The 18524-nt window shown below is 54.9% G+C and carries 16 protein-coding genes; 4 read left to right on the top strand and 12 right to left on the bottom strand.

Features of this window, described 5'->3' with window-relative positions:
* Nucleotides 1–170 precede the first annotated feature (170 nt).
* From MK208_RS20800 to MK208_RS20790, 3 genes are all read left to right on the top strand, one after another.
* Nucleotides 171–1028 (top strand): hypothetical protein, encoded by an 858-nt coding sequence (locus MK208_RS20800; RefSeq protein ID WP_294119660.1) that lies wholly within the window; start codon nucleotides 171–173, stop codon nucleotides 1026–1028.
* A 140-nt stretch (nucleotides 1029–1168) separates the two neighbouring features.
* Nucleotides 1169–1495 (top strand): plasmid mobilization relaxosome protein MobC, encoded by a 327-nt coding sequence (gene mobC, locus MK208_RS20795; RefSeq protein ID WP_294119657.1) that lies wholly within the window; start codon nucleotides 1169–1171, stop codon nucleotides 1493–1495.
* Entirely contained in the window at nucleotides 1492–3048 is a 1557-nt protein-coding gene (locus MK208_RS20790) for a relaxase/mobilization nuclease domain-containing protein (protein ID WP_294119655.1), read from the top strand. Before mobC ends, MK208_RS20790 begins: the two co-directional genes overlap by 4 nt.
* Nucleotides 3049–3280: 232 nt before the next feature.
* Here the strand turns inward: MK208_RS20790 and MK208_RS20785 are convergent, their stop codons facing one another.
* Genes MK208_RS20785 through MK208_RS20775 form a run of 3 tightly spaced genes read right to left on the bottom strand, consistent with a single transcriptional unit; the run spans nucleotide 3281 to nucleotide 7181 of the window.
* Nucleotides 3281–3874 (bottom strand): hypothetical protein, encoded by a 594-nt coding sequence (locus MK208_RS20785; protein WP_294119654.1) that lies wholly within the window; start codon nucleotides 3872–3874, stop codon nucleotides 3281–3283.
* Entirely contained in the window at nucleotides 3871–4788 is a 918-nt protein-coding gene (locus MK208_RS20780; RefSeq protein ID WP_294119653.1) for a hypothetical protein, read from the bottom strand. Before MK208_RS20780 ends, MK208_RS20785 begins: the two co-directional genes overlap by 4 nt.
* Nucleotides 4788–7181, bottom strand: coding sequence for a VWA domain-containing protein (locus MK208_RS20775; protein WP_294119652.1), 2394 nt, complete (start codon nucleotides 7179–7181; stop codon nucleotides 4788–4790). The genes MK208_RS20780 and MK208_RS20775 overlap by 1 nt, the downstream gene beginning before the upstream one ends.
* A 92-nt stretch (nucleotides 7182–7273) precedes the next feature.
* Here MK208_RS20775 and MK208_RS20770 point away from each other — a divergent pair, with 92 nt between their 5' ends.
* Complete coding sequence (locus MK208_RS20770) at nucleotides 7274–7999, top strand: LuxR C-terminal-related transcriptional regulator (protein ID WP_294119650.1); 726 nt, start codon at nucleotides 7274–7276, stop codon at nucleotides 7997–7999.
* Nucleotides 8000–8384: 385 nt separating this feature from the next.
* Here MK208_RS20770 and MK208_RS20765 read toward each other — a convergent pair whose 3' ends face one another.
* The 9 genes from MK208_RS20765 to MK208_RS20725 all read right to left on the bottom strand — a co-directional run bounded on the left by MK208_RS20765 (nucleotide 8385) and on the right by MK208_RS20725 (nucleotide 18515).
* Nucleotides 8385–11957: a hydantoinase B/oxoprolinase family protein gene (locus tag MK208_RS20765; protein ID WP_294119649.1), complete on the bottom strand. Its 3573-nt coding sequence runs from the start codon at nucleotides 11955–11957 to the stop codon at nucleotides 8385–8387.
* Nucleotides 11958–12025: 68 nt separating this feature from the next.
* The gene (locus MK208_RS20760; protein WP_294119648.1) at nucleotides 12026–13309 is read right to left on the bottom strand and encodes a TRAP transporter large permease; all 1284 of its coding nucleotides are present in this window, start codon (nucleotides 13307–13309) and stop codon (nucleotides 12026–12028) included.
* Nucleotides 13306–13854: a TRAP transporter small permease gene (locus tag MK208_RS20755; protein ID WP_294119647.1), complete on the bottom strand. Its 549-nt coding sequence runs from the start codon at nucleotides 13852–13854 to the stop codon at nucleotides 13306–13308. Before MK208_RS20755 ends, MK208_RS20760 begins: the two co-directional genes overlap by 4 nt.
* A gap of 29 nt (nucleotides 13855–13883) precedes the next feature.
* Nucleotides 13884–14909 carry a TRAP transporter substrate-binding protein gene (locus MK208_RS20750; protein ID WP_294119646.1) on the bottom strand — a complete coding sequence of 342 codons (1026 nt, stop codon included), beginning with the start codon at nucleotides 14907–14909 and terminating at the stop codon, nucleotides 13884–13886.
* A complete protein-coding gene (locus tag MK208_RS20745) occupies nucleotides 14906–15751 on the bottom strand; it encodes a putative hydro-lyase (protein WP_294119645.1) in 846 nt (281 codons plus the stop codon). The genes MK208_RS20750 and MK208_RS20745 overlap by 4 nt, the downstream gene beginning before the upstream one ends.
* A gap of 93 nt (nucleotides 15752–15844) precedes the next feature.
* Entirely contained in the window at nucleotides 15845–16723 is an 879-nt protein-coding gene (locus MK208_RS20740) for a LysR family transcriptional regulator (RefSeq protein ID WP_294119644.1), read from the bottom strand.
* A 191-nt stretch (nucleotides 16724–16914) separates the two neighbouring features.
* The gene (locus tag MK208_RS20735; protein WP_294119643.1) at nucleotides 16915–17814 is read right to left on the bottom strand and encodes an HNH endonuclease; all 900 of its coding nucleotides are present in this window, start codon (nucleotides 17812–17814) and stop codon (nucleotides 16915–16917) included.
* A 4-nt stretch (nucleotides 17815–17818) separates the two neighbouring features.
* Complete coding sequence (locus tag MK208_RS20730) at nucleotides 17819–18049, bottom strand: hypothetical protein (RefSeq protein WP_294119642.1); 231 nt, start codon at nucleotides 18047–18049, stop codon at nucleotides 17819–17821.
* Between the two features lie 70 nt (nucleotides 18050–18119).
* The gene (locus tag MK208_RS20725; protein ID WP_294119662.1) at nucleotides 18120–18515 is read right to left on the bottom strand and encodes a helix-turn-helix transcriptional regulator; all 396 of its coding nucleotides are present in this window, start codon (nucleotides 18513–18515) and stop codon (nucleotides 18120–18122) included.
* Between the last annotated feature and the right edge of the window lie 9 nt (nucleotides 18516–18524).

Below are 18524 nucleotides of genomic sequence, written 5' to 3'. Positions count from 1 at the left end.
CTGCCGGGGTCGCCAAAACCACCTGAAAAATATGGCTTATTTACAGGACGTTGTGCAGAAGACTGCAAAAAGTCCCGTCAGCTTTCGGGCCGCAATCGACTGAAACGGCCGATTTCTCGTACAAAACCTGTACAAAATTCGCACGTTTGTGCGTATTTCGGGGGCCAATCATGAGCCACCATAGCTTTGATCCCGAAATCGCGGGACGTGTTGGCCTGAACGCGGCGGTGATTTTCCAGAACATTACCTTCTGGATCGAGAAGAACCAAGCCAATCGCCGCAACCTTCGAGACGGGCGGTATTGGACTTACAATTCGATCTCGGCCTTTAGTGAGTTGTTCCCATATCTGAGCGAAAAGCAGATCCGAACAGCGCTCGAAAAGCTGGTCAGCGCAGAGCTGATCATCAAGGGCAATTTCAGCGATGATCGTTATGATCGGACCTGTTGGTATGCCTTGGGCAACTCCATTTGCCCAAATGGGCAAATCGATCTGACCGAGAGGGAAAATGATGCATTTGCCCCTGAGGGCAAGCCATCTGCCCCTGAGGGCAAATCCTATAAGAACAGATATAAACCATATCAAAAACCAAATCCTTCGCACACGAAGGTAGCGGTGGAGGATGAGATTTCAGAAAAGATTTTGTCCGCCTACCCCGAGGATCGCGTTCGCGGCAAAGCGGTTTGTAACTCGCAAATCCGCCAAGCGCTGGCCGACGGAGTGGACGCCAAAGACCTCGAGGAGGCCGTGCGGACCTATGCGACCGAGAGCGAAGGCTTCACCCGCTCCAAGGTGTGCTTCTCCGACAATTGGTTCTCCTCTGGCCGTTGGTTGAAATACCTTCAGGAGGTTGAGGAAGCGCGAGAAGCGGGCAAAGCCAAAGAGGCTGAATTGCTGAAAGGTCTGGCCGATTGGGTCACGGACAAGCACCCCCTTTGCCGCCACATAACACCCGGCCAAGTGACCGCTTTGCTAGCCGCGAACCTAGTCAGCTCAGCTGAAATCGAAGCGGCGGGGCTTAGCGCATGAGTGCGATCGGTCTCCACAAAGAGCAGAGAGCAAGGTTACCCACCGATTACATCGGCGGGACTTGTGAGGGGCGGCCAGCCTCCCCTTCAAACCCCAACCAAACGCACGCAAGCGGCGTCAAAGAGGGCCTTTCCGAGAGCGTGATCTTTCGATGCACCCTGTCGGAAAAGGCCGCGCTTGTGGCCAAGGCGCGCGCCGCTGGCCTGCCCAATGCCACGCTGATGCGCGAGGCATTGGGGCTGACCGAGGCGCGTCGGCGCAAGCCCGTGCCTCGTGTTGACCCGAAGCTGACCTTTGCGATTGCCCGCGTCGGCGGCAACCTCAATCAACTTTCCCGCTGGATCAACGGCGCGGTCAAATCCGGCCGCGCGAGCCAGGTGGATGCGCTCAAGGTCGCGACGCAGCTTTTGGCCATCGAGCGACAATTGGCGCAGATCGTGGCGGCACACACGGGCGGTGGCGAATGATCATGTCGTTCTTCTCCACCGGTACGGGAGGCGGTGCAGCCCCCATCGACTACCTGACCGCGCGCGAAGTTCTGGCCTATGACGAGAACCGCGATCTGATCCGTGATGACAACGGCCAGCCGCAAACCAAGATCCGCGACCCGCTGCCCGAGGTGCTGCACGGTAATCCCGCTCAGACCCGCGACCTTATTGATGCGAGCCCCAACAAATGGAGCTACACGGCAGGTGTGATCAGCTTTGCCTACAGCGACGATCCCAGTCCCGCCGCCCAGCAAGAGGCCATTGAGCTATTTGAGGCTCTGGCCTTTGCTGGGCTGGACAGGGATCAATACGATTGTCTCTGGGTGCGCCACTCGCATGAAGGCAATGTCGAGCTGCACTTCTGCACGCCACGCCTTGAGCTGAGCACGGGCAAAGCGTTGAACATCGCACCGCCAGGCCATGAAAACGCCTTTTCCAGCCTGCGTGATTTGATGAACAAGACGCACGGTTGGGCAGACCCTTTGGAGCCAGATCGCGCTCGCGAAGTGAGGGCGACGATTGAAGCGCCGACGTGCGCGCAAGGTCGCGAAGCGCTGCACGATTGGATCCTCGATCAGATCAGCGTCGGCACCATCACCGACCGCGCCAGCATGATCGATGCTTTGACCGATGCAGGCTTTGATATCCCCCGTGCCAGCAAGAATTACATCACCGCCAAAGACCCCGACACCGGCGAGCGCTGGCGTTTGAAAGGAGAGATTTTCCATGACGACTGGCAAGCCGAACCGCCTCGCCGAGAAATTGAACGCGGACCTGGAGACAGTACGCAGCGACCACGCCGCCTTGATGGCATCTCAACTGGAGAGCTTCAGGAGCGATTTCAGCAGCATTGCGACCAGCGCGCTGCATACAATCGAGACCGATATCAGGTTCTTTCTGAGCGACAGCAGGAGCGAGTTGGAGAGGCGGAGCGAGACGATCAGGCGCTGGTTGACGATCTCACCCTGGGTGATCGTGGTGATGGTCTCATCCTGGATCGCGACAGTGCTGATCGCGAGTTGGTTTTGGATGGGCTTGATCACGAGCTCGGAGATGACGAGGCTTGGCCTGACACGGATCGAACAGGCTGGGCAGACATGGGTGACGCTGGACCCCGACCGGACCGAATTGAAGACCTGCACCATGGCCGGGACGCCGGTCATCTGTATCGAGATCAAGGAACCCTAGATGACACAGACCCTGACAACATTGGAACGCGAATTGCTCGCATCCGTCGAACGGTTGGTGACGGCCTGCGAGAGCTCAGCCAAGGAATTGCACGCCTTGGAGAAACGCTCGACCAGCAGGATCGAAAGCAAGGTGAATGGCTTGGCGCATTGCGTGGCGCTATTGATGAAATCACATCTCACGTCCGTCACCACATTGGCCGACTTGCTGCGCGAGGAGCAGAACTACGCGACGCTGCAGGCGGGGTTAGAGACCAGCTGGAAACTAGCGAAAGACGCCGAGAAGCGACTGAAAGAGAGTTAGACGCGAGAGATAGCCACCGCAGCGCCGGACATTCGCTTTGATCTAACTGCAAATGTTGGCGTGGTTCGAGGGTCTGCATTGGGAATCTTAGATTCGTTCTGCAGCAATTCACCACACGTCTGCGATTTCTTTGCTGGGTGCGTATGCGGATAAACCGGAACTTCATGTAGAATGCAGCGAATAGCTCGAAAGAGCCCTTAAAACAAATGCCGCAATTTAAACAAATATCCGCTTTCGCTGGCTATCTGGTGTCCTTGTTGAGCGCTTCTCGCCTCATTGTGATCTGACCCAGCGTGTGATGCGCTTGGCATGCCCATTCATTGCGCTAAGCTTGCCCGATGTGACCCCATAGAGGGTGTTTTCGTTCAGGACGAATAGAAAGACATCGAAGTCGACTTTTCCTTCCGGATCGTCGAAAGCGCCTGAGATGTGGAGCTGTGGCGGGATGTCATCTTCTTTGCACCCCAGGAGAAGGGAGAGCTCGTCACTGCTCACGAAGTCAGGCATTTTTGCCAGGAACTCTGCGCCATCATAGATCAACGCTGCATTCGGGGCTGCCAACACGAAGCGCGCGTTTTCAACAAATGTCGCCGGGAAAACTCCGGGCACGCCCCAATCCATAACCGACAGTCCGGACTCGGATTGCAAGATCTCGCCCGAGCCACCGTTCCTGGGCGGCAAAGCCATCGTTTTTCCGTTGAAACTCAACGTGCCCGCGCTGTTTTCGGCAATCCAGGTACCCGGAAGCGCCGCAACGAGTTCGTCTCGTGTTGAGGAACAGTCGAGCGCCCAAGGACTTGTCGGTGAGAAGAAAACCAACAGCAGAGCTAAGGAGCAAATTTTTCTAAACAAAGTGATGCCTTTCATTGTCGCACATAGTGACCGGTGATCAACGCCACGCAGTCTTGTGACCCACCTGCCATCTGCGCCAGAACTGCGTTGAGTTTCATATTGACCCGCCCCCAGACCGCGATGCGATCCGGCGCACGGGCTTGCATTCCCATGTTGACGATCACCGCCATGCCTGATCCTGCCGCTTCAGTGCCCATTTTGTAGGGCGTTGAGAAATATCCATTGGCCCCAACAGGTCGCCAGGTCTGAGCCGCTAACTCGGCATTGAAATCGCCCGGAGACCACCATGGCTTGGTGAAGGTAACACTTGTCGACGGGGTGCCACCTATCATTCCAAACGCAGCCGCTTCGACACCGGAAGGGCACCCCGTGGCGGTTACGTCGCTTATCTGCGCAATCCACGTGCCATCTACGGGATTGATTGCACCGATTTCAGCATCGCTGAACAATTCTATCGGGCCACCCTCAGCAGCAACCGTATCAAGGTCGATCGCGCCCGGACGTTCTGCAATCTCGTCAAGCTTGACGACCTTGTCCGTTACTTCTGGCAGCTTCGATGTCCGGTCTTCATCTGCCCAGACATCTGGGTTGAAAAGTTCAATTTCGCCTTCATAGGCGGGGACATGGCCGTCACCGCCCCAAAACCGATCGATATGCCCGATAGATTTTTGGGTCATCACTGCAAAGAGCTGGCCGTCCTTGTTCAGAACTAAACGCGGAAAGCCGCGTCTGTGAAGGTCATGAATATCAGCCCGCTTGACCAGTATCCTGCGCGCGATCCATCGTCCGGTGTACTCGATCCCGCCGTCCTGGAGGCGCCTGACCTCGGGGACATCCGGCCCGTCCCAGTTGCTATCCACCTCTTGAGCGGCACCATGGGTCGGTGAAATTGCGACCAGTGCAATTGCGAGTATGATCCCTCTCAGCATCAAAACACTCCTACCCTGAGCACCTTCCCGGTGCTGCCGATCATTGTCAAACCGTGAAAGACATTGTCCTGTCCATCCCATGCAGGGGGCCGCGAAAGCTGGATCTGCACGCCCAAACTGCCGCCGTCCTTTGCTGTAATGCCCGTGACTTCTGTGCTGCCTGATACCTGAATATTGGCTACCAACGGTACAGTTACCTGCACCTCAAGGCCGGTGGCTTCAGATGGATAAAGGGTCAATATTGCATTTACCGACGTAGTATCTTCCCCGGCGAGGTCAAAACTCACGATCCCAACAACATCAAACGTGTCGTTCGTATAGATTGTCCAAGCGGTGTTTAGTGTGGAGCTTGTGAATATTGCGTCCTCGCCCATCGTCTCGGCATGGGCTTTGCGATCTTCTGCCAGTTCCGCCTCAAGCAGCTTTTCGTTCTCATTTGCCACCCATGCTTCGAGGGTTTCAAATTGCGCGACGGTCTGACCATTGCTGTTTTGGGTCATGCAAAGCGTGCTGTTTTGAAGCCCCTCATTGCGTCCGTTTTCCGAAACCACCATGCAGTCCATTTCGCCCGCCATAACGATGGGGTGGACCGTGATCACATCGCCCGAGGAGAGATTTACGACATCAAACGAAGGCCGTCCTTCATTGTCTCGTTTCTCATTTGCCGCCCCAAATCCCTGATGAATGGGAATGTCTCCCAGGGCCAGTGTGTTGCTGAAATAGAGGCAGGCGGGTTGTGTGCACTGGAACTCCGTTTCTGGCACTGAACGTTTTGGCTCTGGCGCGCTCGACGGCTTTGGCTCTTGTGCTGTGGGCGGTCCTGTCATTGTGGCTTCGGTCGGCGGCGCTACGGCATCGGCGTCGTCTTCTAGTACCACATCGCCGACCGTGATTTGACCCAGGCTGATCTCACCATCCTGTGACGTTGCGCGATAGATCAGCTCATATACCCCCGGCCTGTCAGGCAGCGTGAGCTTGGGCGCACCATCCTCGGCCACATAGGCTTGCAGCCATTGACTGACCACCTCGGTGCCGTCGGCAGACCGCAAGGCAAGGGTGTTGTTGCGATAGGTGTCGCCCGAGATCTTGATCGGCACGGCCTGGCCTGGCTCGCCCTGCGTCACACCTTTCCAACGTAGCGGGGCATCCTCGGAAAAGGTGACCGGGAACCGCGCATTTGCCGCCCCAAGATCATAGCCTTGCAGCACGATGATCTCATAGTCACCGGCTGTCTCCGGCGCCATCAAACCATGTTCGGTAAAACCGGTGGTGTCGGAACCAAAGCGAGTTTCCCAGTCGATGCGCTGGTCATATTCCGTCGCACCGGCCGGAAACAGCGCAACCGTGTAGTCTGCATTGGCTTGCAAAGGATCGGTCACGCCCAGGAAGAACGCATGCTCTACTCCCAGCCGGTACGGGCCGCCCTCAAGTAGGACAAAGCTTGTGTCATTTGCGGTAAACGGGATCTCTACCTTTTGCGTTTCAGCCGCCAGCGTAACGGAAATTTCGCCATGCCCTCCTTCGCTAAGCGCCTCGAGTTTCCAGCCTCCCGCTGTGAGCTCTGCCGCTAGACCCTGAATGATCTGATCCGCGCCGCGCAATGTGCCTAAAACTTGTTTTTCACCGCTCTCGATGTTGGTGGCGCGTAGTGTCAGTTGAACCGGTCGCGCCGTGCCTTCGGCTTCAGCAATGACAATCTGAAAGCGGATGATTTCGCCGTTCTCGTTAGGTTGGTCAACAGCCACAGGGGCGTCTGCGACTTTTGTAAAAGCCTCCTGCAGCCCGGCCGCATCCTGTGCTTCGATAAACCGCCCCCCCGTATTGTCAGCGATGCACTGCAGTTCGGTCCGATCCGTGTCACTGCCCAGACCGAACCCAATCACATGAGCCGTAAAATCGATGCCATCGTCTTCAAGCTCGGTCGCCAAAGAACAGGGATCAGCGTTGCAGGTTTCAATGCCATCAGAAAACAGCAAAACGGTTGCCGCCTCTTCACGGTAACGTAGTTCCGCTGCCGCCAGGCGAATAGCGTCCGTCAGCGGCGTTTTTCCCTTCGGGCGCAATGACTGGATCTGATCGGCCACAGCAGCGCCGTTGTTGCCTCCGACAGCGACCATCATTTCGATATCCTGGCAGTCTCCTTTGCGGCGGTGCCCGTAAGCGATCAGGCCGATATTTTGGCCCGCCTCATCCCACACCGACTGCGCATTAGCGAAAGCGTCGCGCGCGATCTCAATCTTTGTCTCCCCATCTATTTGTCCCCACATCGATCCAGAAGCATCAAACACGATCATCACATTCGAAGTATCTTGCGCCTCTGCAGTGGCAATTGGGGAGAATAGGACAGAAAGGATAGCTGCTGAAATCCGCAGGGCACTCATCAGTGTTTTCATCTAGGCTACTCAACTCGATTGGACTTTCTCAAATATCCCTGTGCAACAGCAGGGTTGGCAATATATCAAAATCGATATATCGATTTGGCGGTATGGACCGAACTCTTCTCGAATGCGCCTATGGAATCGAAACTGCCCGCACACCCGACGGCGCATGGGACCGCTTTGTTTATACGCTAGCCCGTTTCAAATTGGACAAAGTCATCTATGTGACGCGCAACGATGGCGCTCCGCCTGATTGGTTTATCAGATCAACGCTGCCCAATGAATGGCCGCGAACTCTGGTGAAGGAACCTGATTTTCGTGAACCATTTGTTGCGTATTGCTGTTCGACATTCGAGCCCACAAAACTGGGCATAGAATACCTTGATCTGAACGATCACTACGTTGACGACTACACGCGTAACTATATTCAAGAAGTTCGCGAATTTGGTTGGCATGCAGGGATCGGTATTCCAACTGCCCTGAAAGGGTCAGGCCGCCACGGTGGATTCATTTTAGGCAATTCACTGATGCGATATGATTTCGAAAGAACAGTCATGCCGCTGGTCGATGATCTTCGCACGCTTTGTCTTGTTGCAAACGCGCGTTTCGAAGCATGGCGAAAAGGGGACATTCACACCGGTGAAGCGCTCCCTTTAAGCCCGCGCGAGTCGCAGACCATGGACCTGCTGTCAAAAGGCTTTCGTCCAAAACACATTGCAGACTCGCTTGGTCTTAAGGAATCTTCTGTTCGCCTGTATCTCAAAAACGCCAAAAGCAAACTTGGCGCGGCGAACAACCAAGATGCGGTCAGATTGTTCTTAATGCGGCGCTAGGCGCAGCTCACCCGAGCTGTAAGGGCATTGGCTCTGTATATGCCGAAGTGGCCAAAAGCGCCCTTGCACCTGCGAATTGGATGGATGTAGCCCCGCAATGCAGACATTCGCGCATTCGCTGCGAAAGTTCACTTTGTCCGCATTGCAGACCTTGATGTGGCGTGCGGCGAAGGTCCGCTGAGCGGACAAATCGGCATTTCGCTGCGGCTGCTCAAATGTCTGCTTTCTGTTGCCTATCAAAGAAAGTGCTCGTTTCTGACGTCTAAGGAAGCGTACTAGTTTTAACCAATACGCCCGACGGAAGAAGCCCAATCGGGCATGCCTGTATGCGATGCCACGCGGTAAAACATGGCATCGGCATCTTTGAGGAACCCTCCACTTATTGCTAGGGGCTCCCGTAACCGCCACCACCGGGCGTTTTCATGATGAAGGTATCTCCTTTGGCCAATTCGGCTTGGTCATTGCCATACAAGAGTTCGATTTCACCGTTTACTCGCTGCACCGAGTTTTCACCTGTCGCGCCAGACGCACCCTCGCGCGCGCCCTGCGGTGGAACGATCCGGTGAGAGCTTAGGGTGGTGACGGTCATTGCCTCGTTGAAGGTCAGTCGACGTATTATACCGTTGCCTCCGACGAATTTTCCGAGCCCGCCGGAGCCTTGACGTATAGAGAATTCGTCAACGCGAACGGGGAACCGGGTTTCAAGAACTTCCGGGTCCGTCATGCGCGTGTTTGTCATGTGGCTGTGTACCGCGCTCGTACCGTGGAAACTGTCTCCGGCACCAGTGCCGCCGCAGATTGTTTCATAGTTTTGATAGACATCGTTGCCGTAAACAAAGTTGTTCATGGTTCCCTGACTGCCTGCGATGACGCCAAGTGCGCCATAGAGCGTATCAGCAATGGATTGGCTCACTTCGGTGTTTCCGGAGATTACAGCCGCTGGGGCCTTGGGGTTGATCATCGAGCCTTCAGGAACGATCAGCGTCAGCGGTTTGAGACACCCTTCGTTCATCGGGATGTCGCGGCCCACAAGCGTCCTAAAGACGTAGAGAACAACCGCCCGGCAGATCGCCATTGGCGCATTGTAATTCAGAGGACTCTGGGGAGAAGTTCCAGTGAAATCAATCGTTGCAGACCGGCCCGCCCGATCAACGCGAATCTCAACCTCGATCTTTGCGCCGCTGTCCATCGGATAGCTAAATTTGCCGTCCTTCAGAACATCTAGAACACGCCGCACGCTTTCTTCAGCATTGTCTTGAACATGGCCCATATAGGCATGAACCGCGTTGATCCCGAACTGTCTTGTGATCTTTTGTAACTCGGCAACACCGGTCGCGTTCGCTGCAATCTGCGCTGCGAGATCGGCCATGTTCTGATCAACGTTCCGGCACGGATAAGTGCCAGAAGCCAAGAGCTCGCGTGTCGCACGATCCCGCAGTTGCCCTTTTTCAACGAGAAGGAAGTTGTCTATCACGACGCCTTCTTCTTCGCTTGTGCGGCTGTCGGGTGGAGCCGACCCTGGCGTCTTTCCACCGATGTCAGCATGGTGCCCACGCGACGCGACAGTATATAGAATGCTCTCGCCGTCTTCATCAAAAACGGGCGTGATCACTGTCACGTCGGGCAGATGAGTGCCGCCATTATAGGGGTTGTTCATCATAAACACGTCGCCGGGTCGGATTTTTCCCTCGTTCTCGCGCAATACGGTTCGCACGCTTTCCGACATGGACCCAAGATGCACAGGCACATGCGGTGCGTTAGCAACCAGATCACCATTCTGGTCGAAAATGGCACAGGAGAAATCCAAGCGCTCTTTGATGTTCACCGAGTAAGCCGTATTGGCCAACGTTGCGCCCATTTGCTCAGCAATTGACATGAAAAGGTTGTTGAACACTTCGAGCATTACAGGATCAACTGAGGTTCCTATCGCCTCGGCCCGTTTAATCGGCACAGCCCGTTCCAGGATCAGGTTGCCGCCCTTGGCACAGGTGGCGCGCCAGCCTGGTTCAACAACGTTGGTGCCGGTCGGCTCGGTCAGAATGACCGGCCCTTCGAGGGATTCACCCAATGTTAGGCTCGCGCGGTTCACCAAGGGAACGTCCTGCCACCTGCCCTCAAAGCAGACGGAGACTGTCGTCTTTTCCATCTTGGTGTCTTGCGGATCAGGCAGGCTCACCTGTTCACCGGTTTGACCGATGGCTTCGACGATCAGCACATCAATGATCAGATCGCGGCTATCTGGTGCAAATCCAAACCGTTGCTGATGCGCTGCAATGAAATCCGCTTCCATGTCAGAAGGTGCGCCAAAGGCCACTTCCAGGCTTTGCTGTGCATCGCGAGGCCGGATCTGCGCCCGCTTAGAGATAGCAATGTCGGTGGGGTCGATGCCCTGACCTTTCACCTCATCCCCTGCCACCTGAGCCATGGCATCCAGTGCCGCACTCGCGCCGGTATCAGTAAGAGGTCGCTCAAACTGCTGTTCGCGCATCGCCCGCACATCCGCCAGCCCCATGCCAAAGGCAGACAAAACGCCTGCAAACGGATGGATAAAGATGCTCTCCATACCCAAAGCATCGGCCACAAGACAGGCGTGCTGACCGCCAGCGCCGCCAAAGCAGTTCATTGTGTATTGCGTCACGTCATAGCCACGCTGAACGCTGATTTGCTTGATCGCATTGGCCATGTTTTCAACTGCGATTCGCAGGAAGCCTTCGGCAAGCTCTTCTGGCGACTTTCCATCACCGATCTCTGCCGCCAGCTCTTCAAACTTTTGGCATACTGTATCTTTGTCGAGTGGCTGGTCAGCATCTGGCCCAAAAACATGCGGGAAGTGATCTGGATTCAATTTACCCAAGAGCACGTTACAATCCGTAACAGTCAGCGGACCACCGCGACGGTAGGCGGCTGGGCCAGGATTTGAGCCTGCGCTTTCCGGGCCAACCTGCATCCTGCCGTCTCTGTACGAGAGGATCGAGCCGCCACCTGCCGCGACAGTATGAATGGACATCATGGGTGCCCGCATTCGCACGCCTGCGACCTCGGTCTCAAACGAACGTTCGAATTCTCCGGCATAGTGGCACACGTCTGTAGAGGTGCCGCCCATATCGAAGCCAATCAGCTTTTCAAAGCCCAGCTCAGCTGCAGATCGAACCATGCCGACCACCCCGCCAGCGGGTCCAGACAGGATGGCATCGCGACCATGGAATAGCCGAGCATCGGTCAAGCCACCATTTGATTGCATGAACATCAATCGCTCACATCCGCCGGAATGTGCGCCAAGCGCTTCGGCAACCTGATCGACATAGCGGCGCAAAATCGGGGACAGATAGGCATCAACAACGGCTGTGTCGCCACGGCCCACGAGTTTAATCAGTGGGCTGACCTCGTGACTGAGAGAAATCTGATCAAAGCCAGACTGTCTTGCCATCTCGCCAAGGCGTTTTTCATGATCTGGGAAGCGGTAACTGTGCATTAGCGCAATGGCTACGGACCGATACCCTTTGCCATAGGCCCGTGACAGAGCCTCGCGTGCGGCAGTGCAATTGAGCGGGGAAAGGATATTGCCATCCGCGTCCAGCCGTTCTTCAACCTCGACAACATCCTCATACAGCAGCTCGGGTAATTGGATATTCAGATCAAAGAGCTTGGGACGGTTTTGATACCCGATCCGCAAAAGGTCCTTCATGCCTTTGGTGATGAACAGAACCGTCCGCTCACCCTTTCGCTCTAGCAGAGCGTTGGTCGCAACGGTCGTGCCCATTTTGACGGCCTCGATAAATCCGCTCGGCACGGGCGTATCGGCTTTGAGATCGAGCAACTCACGGATGCCATGAACGGCCGCGTCCTTGTAGACTTCCGGGTTCTCCGACAGAAGTTTATGTGTTTTTAAGTCGCCTGTTGGGGACTTCGCTACGATGTCGGTGAACGTGCCACCACGGTCTACCCAAAATTGCCACATCGGACAGTTCTCCTTCGTTTGCAGCCGTTTGGCCGCAGCATTCAGATTAATTCAGTCTGGTTAGGTCGCTATTCTAGGATGGCTGGCAGCCAGAGAGCGATTTCCGGGAACGCGATCAAGGCGAAGGCCATCGCGAGCATAGTCAAGCAGTAGGGCAACGCCCCAAGCATCACTTCGTTTAAATTCCCCGACTTCCGTGCGCCCTGGACCACATACAGGTTCAATCCAACAGGCGGAGTGATCAGCGCCATTTCAATTAAGACGATCATTAGAATGCCGAACCAAATCACATCATAACCTTGCGCCAGAACCATCGGGACGATGATTGGGATTGTTACGACCATCAACGACAGGGTCTCGATAAAGAAGCCCAAGACGATATAGATCAACACCACCACCATGATGAAACCGAGAGGCGAGAGGCCTAAACCTTCGAGGAAAGTTGTCAGCTCGCGACCGAGTCCAGCAGAGGAAAGTGTGAAATTCAAAAACGAGGCACCGATGATGATCAGCATGATCATTGACGTGACCTTGATCGTGCCGAGTAGGCTTTCGCGCATCATTGTCCAGTTCACCCCGCCAAAAGCCAGCGCGATAAGCAACGCACCTGCAACACCGACGGCTGCGGCCTCAGTTGGGGTAGCCCATCCGCGATAGATCGACCCCACAATGAGTGCGAATAGGACGAGGATTGGCACTAGGTCAACGAGCGCCCTCGCCATTTGCAGGAATGGGAACACCCGGCGGTTGCCGCCCAGTTCAGGGCGGATCGTACAAAGGATGGCCGTAATCATCAGAAAGGCCAGCGCAAGTCCCAGCCCCGGCAAAAGACCGGCCAGGAACAGTTGCGGGATCGAGGATTGTGTCAGAAAACCGTAGACGATCAGGTTGATCGACGGCGGGATCATTATCCCAAGCGTTCCGCCAGCAGCGATAGCACCAGAAAAGAGCTTCGGGTCATATCCCAGCTTTTCCGCCTGTGGCATCGCCACTGTAGCGACAGTTGCTGCGGTCGCAACCGATGAGCCAGAAGTGGCAGAGAACATCGTTGCGGTTGCGACGTTGGCGTGGACCAGACCGCCCGGGAGCCAACTGACCCAGCGATCCAGCGCAGCATAGGTGCGGGTGGCAACGCCAGAACGTACAAGGATTTCACCCAATAGGACAAAGAATGGGATCGCGATCAGCGTTGCTGAACTCGATGACGACCAGACCATATTGCCCAGTGCGCGGCTCAGTGGGAAGTTCGAGAAAAACTGGTCGACACCAAAGCCCAAAAGAAAAAGAACGATGCCGACGGGAATGGAAAGTGCCAGCAGTGCCAGCAACCCGGCTGAAACATAGGTAATCATTTCAAGGTATCCAGTTCTGCAAACGCGCCGATAAAGGTTTCTGTTTCGCTTCCACGCCCACGCACGAACAGACTGATTGCTGCGAGCGTGACAAGGCACGCCATGATAGCAAACCAGACCCAACCCGCGAACCAAGGGACTTGTACCCAAGCTAGTGGAGTTGCAAGGGGCGTGTTTGCTCTGCTGCCATTTTCGACTGCGCGTTCCACGACCGGCCAGCATTTAATGGCAATCGTCACCACAACCCAAGACATGATAATCATTGAAAACACATCGAAGAGTGCGCGCAATGTACCTTGCATGCGCGATCTCAGAAGGTCGATGCGGATATGGCCAAGCTCCAACAATGCGAAGGCCATACCCCATGAGCTGACGAGTGCCATCGCATAGCCTGCCAACTCTTCAGATCCGCCAAAGGACGCATGGACCTGGCGAAGTACAATATCTGCGACCACAAAGGCCGCCATTCCCAAAAGGACAAGGCCAACCACAATCGCGATGGTATGATTGATCTTTCGAAGCCTATTGATCAACGCCAGTTCCATTTTGAACGTCTCCTTGTCAAAAGCGGTTATTACTCGATTGTCACACCGACAACTTGACCAACGGACTCGTTCCAGCGCGTCGCCCAGTCATCACCTGCACGTTCTGCCCAATCAGGAAGGACTTCGCCGATCAGAATACCGCGGGCCGTTTCAAAATCTGCGTCGGAAATCTCGACGAGAGCCATGTCGCGCGCCTCACCTGCCGTACAAGCGCCGTTTCCTGTCAGACAGGCGATGTCATTGATCAGAGCATCTTGGGCGCTGGCCCAAGCAGGTTCTTCAAACCCTGCCGAAATCTGTTCGCGGATCAGATTTTGATCGCTTTCACTCAGGCCATCCCATTTGTCTGCGTTCATGGCGGTTACGACGTGGTCCCAGCCGCCCAAAGGAATTGGCAGAAGGTGGGTCGAGACTTCCCACCAACCCGCAGAATACCCCGAACCGGCACCTGTCACAGCGCAGTCAACAACGCCATTCTGAAGTGCGCCTGGAACTTCTGAGAAGGAGACGTTGACGCCTTCGGCACCAAGAGCTTCGAGGAAAAGAGCGGTCATGCGACCAGACGCACGAACTTTCAAACCTTCCAAATCGGAAAAGCTGCTGATCTCGGCATTGCAGAAAACGACCTGCGGCGGGTACGGCGCGATTGCCAAAACCTCGGCATTGAAACGATCACGATAGATGTAAGACACCATCGGGCGGGCGGCATCGACCATTGCGCGAGCTTCGTCCGCTGTCAGCGCCAGCAAGGGAACATCAAGGCCTTCAAGCTCAGGCGCATCGCCAACTGCATAGTCGGCAACCGTCATTGCGACATCGTAAACGCCTTGTCCGAGAAGCGGGTAAATCTCAGACAGCCCAAGACCCATCTGGTTGTGTGTCGTCAGCTCAACGTTGAAGTCGCCGGCTGCGGGTAAGGTCTCGGACCAGAAAGGTGCCTCATACTGTTTGTGCAAAGGCAGGCTCGACCAGCTTCCGACGACAGAAAGATCCTCGGCAATAGCAGGTGCGGCAATGGCTGTGGTCGCGGCAAGCACGCTTAATGTACGTTTCATATTTTCTCTCCTTGTTGGGTTGGTTCTTGATAGATTGTTGTTTCTGCATCCTCGGGCACGTCAGTGATCAGCATGTGTCCAGGCGCATGAGTGATGCAAAGGGGGAGCTTTGCAGCTCTGAGGACGTTTTGCGGAGTTACGCCGCAAGCCCAATAGACCGGCACCTCGCCGGGTTTGACCTCAACCGGATCACCATAATCGGGCTGACTGAGATCGGAGATGCCAATGGATGATGGATCGCCCATGCCAATTGGAGCACCATGCGCTTGTGGGTATTTCGCACTGATGACTTTTGCTTTTTCAATCTGTTCTTCGCGCAAAGGCCGCATTGTGACGACCATATTTCCGAAAAATGGTCCTGCGGATGAAAGCGCGATATTGGTCCGAAACATAGGGACGTTCCGGCCCATCTCGATATGGCGGACCGGAATATTTGCACGGATAAGTGCGTTCTCGAACGTAAATGAACACCCCAATGCGATAGTGACCAGCTTGTCGGTCCACAACGATGAGATGTCCGTCACTTCTTCTACGAACCTACCGTTCCGAAAAACCCTGTAGCGTGGCACATCTGTTCGTATGTCGATGTCACGACCTAGCGTTGGCAGCATCGGGTTGCCAGTGTCTCCGACGCCAACAACTGGGCAGGGCTTCGGGTTGCGTTGGCAGAACCGTAGAAAGTCCAGTGCGTACTGCTCAGGGAGAATAGCAAGATTGCACTGGAGCTTTCCAGGGGCCAGTCCCGACGTATGTGCGTCATACTGACTTGCTCTTATACGCGTCCTGATCTCTTCGCTCGAAAGGAGTGAAACTTCGATCTCGTTCGACTGGGTATTTGACATTTTGGCCCCTGTGAATTTGTCACCAAACCTTCACACACAGGCACCATTCAATCAAATTATCATTATTTATTCATACCGATAGAATTTTTGAAACTATCTTGGGTGTGCGTTGTGCCACTCAACCGCAACGTCTCGGGCAATTTCCGCACTGTTTTCAGCAAGAAAGCTCCTCGGCTCTGCAAGATACGAGGCCGTAAATTCCAATGCAGGAGGCACAAAGCCCGGATCAAATTCCTCGACTTCGCCAGTTTCCAAATAAGGGGCCGCAAGGACACGAGGGTGAGGACCGACGGCGATTCCCGCTGCAATCATCTTAAGGCTCGCCGACAATGAAGCTGATGTGAACACTCGGGATTTGGGGCCGACGAGCCTCGCCAATTCGGATGTCAGCTCGCGATATGGTCGGGTCTGACTAGAGTATGAAATGATCGGGACTTCCGAGAGATCAATCTCACCCAGCTCTCTGGATTTGTACCAATGTAGATCAAATTGCGGCAGAGCTACGTTGTTGACGGAATACTCGGAGACAGGACCCATCAGGAAGGCCAGATCGAGCCTACGCTCCAATAGATATTCGCGGAGATTAATTGAAATATCGACAGTCAGGTCAACATTTACCTTCGGGAACTGAGTGCTGAAGGCCTTGATGAACGATGGTAGCCATGCTTGTGCAATGGTTTCGGAAGCCCCGAGCCGAAACAAGCCTTCTGTCTCGGCTGGGTTAGCAACTCGATTTTTGATTTCCTCCTCAACGAACAACATCTGCTCGGCGTAGCCCAGAAGCTGTTGGCCTTTCTTGGTAAGGATCAATTGGCCTGGACCGCGCTCGAAGAGCTTGGCCTCCAGCTCTTCTTCAAGGTTCGAAATGCGTGTTGATACTGCGGGCTGAGACAGATGCAATCGGTCTGATGCTTTGCGAAAGCCACCAAGGCGTGCAACCCAAAGAAAAGTACGGAGTTGTTCGAAGGTCATGCCCATTCAAAACATTTATCGAGTTACACTTCAATCTATCACTTCTTTACAGATCAGGACGAATTTTCCAACCGGTGCTGCAGAACGTTGAATCCAGAAACACGGCCATTCGTAGTTTGCGCAGCATCGGTCGAAATGGGCTCTTTCCGGCCGTTAGCTGCGTTTTGCACCAAGGTCCGCAGTGAGTATCGTTAATGCTTGAAACAATTATCTCTGTGCCAGGTTACAAACTCGGTCCTTGGCCGGTTGGCGAAGCGGTCCGGCACCAAGATCTTGCCGGACGAGTTGATCATCGATGTCACAGCTTCGATATCGTTGCTTTGTCGGGAAACCAGAATTGTCAAGTCGTCTGCCAACCCTACGAGGCCGCGATCAAACATCCAATGCGCGGTTCCGGACAGGGCGAGTCCGTTGCTGACAATGTCGGGGCCGTCATGCTCTACAGGTCTGATATGAGCGGCTTCTACTTCAGCGCGGCCACCGCCATTGATCAGGCGTAAACCAGTGATGGCGCAGTGCTCGCCGTAGGCGCGCAGGACGTTCTTTCTGAAATTGCGATCGCGAACCGCGCGATTGGTCAGTTGGTTGACGCGTTCCCGTGCAGGCACGTGTTGGAAAGGTGCTTGCGCGTCCTGAAACCCTGGCAACTGCATCGTGTCGCCCACGCGTGGCAGGATGTCCTCATCTCGTCCAAGACCACGTTCAACTATTCGGGCGAAGTCTTCAGCTGAAAGGGTTCTTACTGCGGCTTGCGCGCGTCCGGATATCTTGCCTTGCTCGTTCAGCAATCCTCTTTCGATGATTGAGTTCTCGTCCCGGAATGAAACTGGGTCGCCGAAATCAAGATACGTTCCCGGCTCAATCACGGCCAAGAACATGTCCGGTTTCCTAGGATCCGGAATGATCTCCTGAACCTTAGCGACAGAAAAATAGCCTTTGGTCTCTTTGACCTTGCTTGGCTCCAGGTAGACGATCCAATCCCCTTCGCACTGTTGGGCGCGAGAGAGGTATTGCTTGGGAAACTGATACCGCTCCGAGGGAATGTCGTCGTAGATCGAGTCGCTGCGGTGGATGAAGATGCCGAAAGCCATCGGTTCAACCGCGTTGGAGACGTTCCAGCTTTCGATCGGCCGCGCGAAGGGTCAGCACCGCACCTGTCAAAAATGGAAGCGCCAAGCCAGCTGCGGCGATAGCAAAAATCAGGATGGCAGCAAAAACCGAGTATTCGGCGGACTGTTGTGCCAATGACAATTGACCCAAGCCAATCAGGTAAAAGACGCTGGTTCCCAGTAAGATCAGGTAAAGCGGCCCAAAGGGTTCAATCACCTCACGACGGGTGCGCTCCAAGACTGAGTGTCGCAACATGTCCCAGCGTTTGCTTGCCTTGTTCACCAGATTACTCCCTTACCAGCTCAATCCATGTGTGCACATCATCATCCGTCACTTCACGGCCTTCGACATGCGATTGATACCAGCGCGCGACGATGGCCCCGCGCTTCTCGCTTTTGACTTTTATGCCCTCGTCGGTGAGGTGCTTATCCAGCGAGCTTTCGATGTGTTTGAGGGCCTCGAAATCATGCCCAGCCCGAATGGATTTGGTGCCCAAAAGTAGCCAGGCGACGTCAATATCGTAGCGGCATTGCATCTTGACGAGGGCCTCGACCGGGACGCCGCGTTTGCCTTTTTCGTAGCTATGATAGGCACGATGTGACACGCCAATAGCTTCAGCCATAGCAGCCTGAGAAACGCCTATCTGTCTGACGTCAGCACCTATGGGTCCAATTAGGGTGATTTGATAAGG

The sequence above is a fragment of the Shimia sp. genome (assembly GCF_022448905.1).
GTDB lineage: Bacteria > Pseudomonadota > Alphaproteobacteria > Rhodobacterales > Rhodobacteraceae > Shimia.
This window is presented reverse-complemented; position numbering and strand designations above follow the sequence as displayed.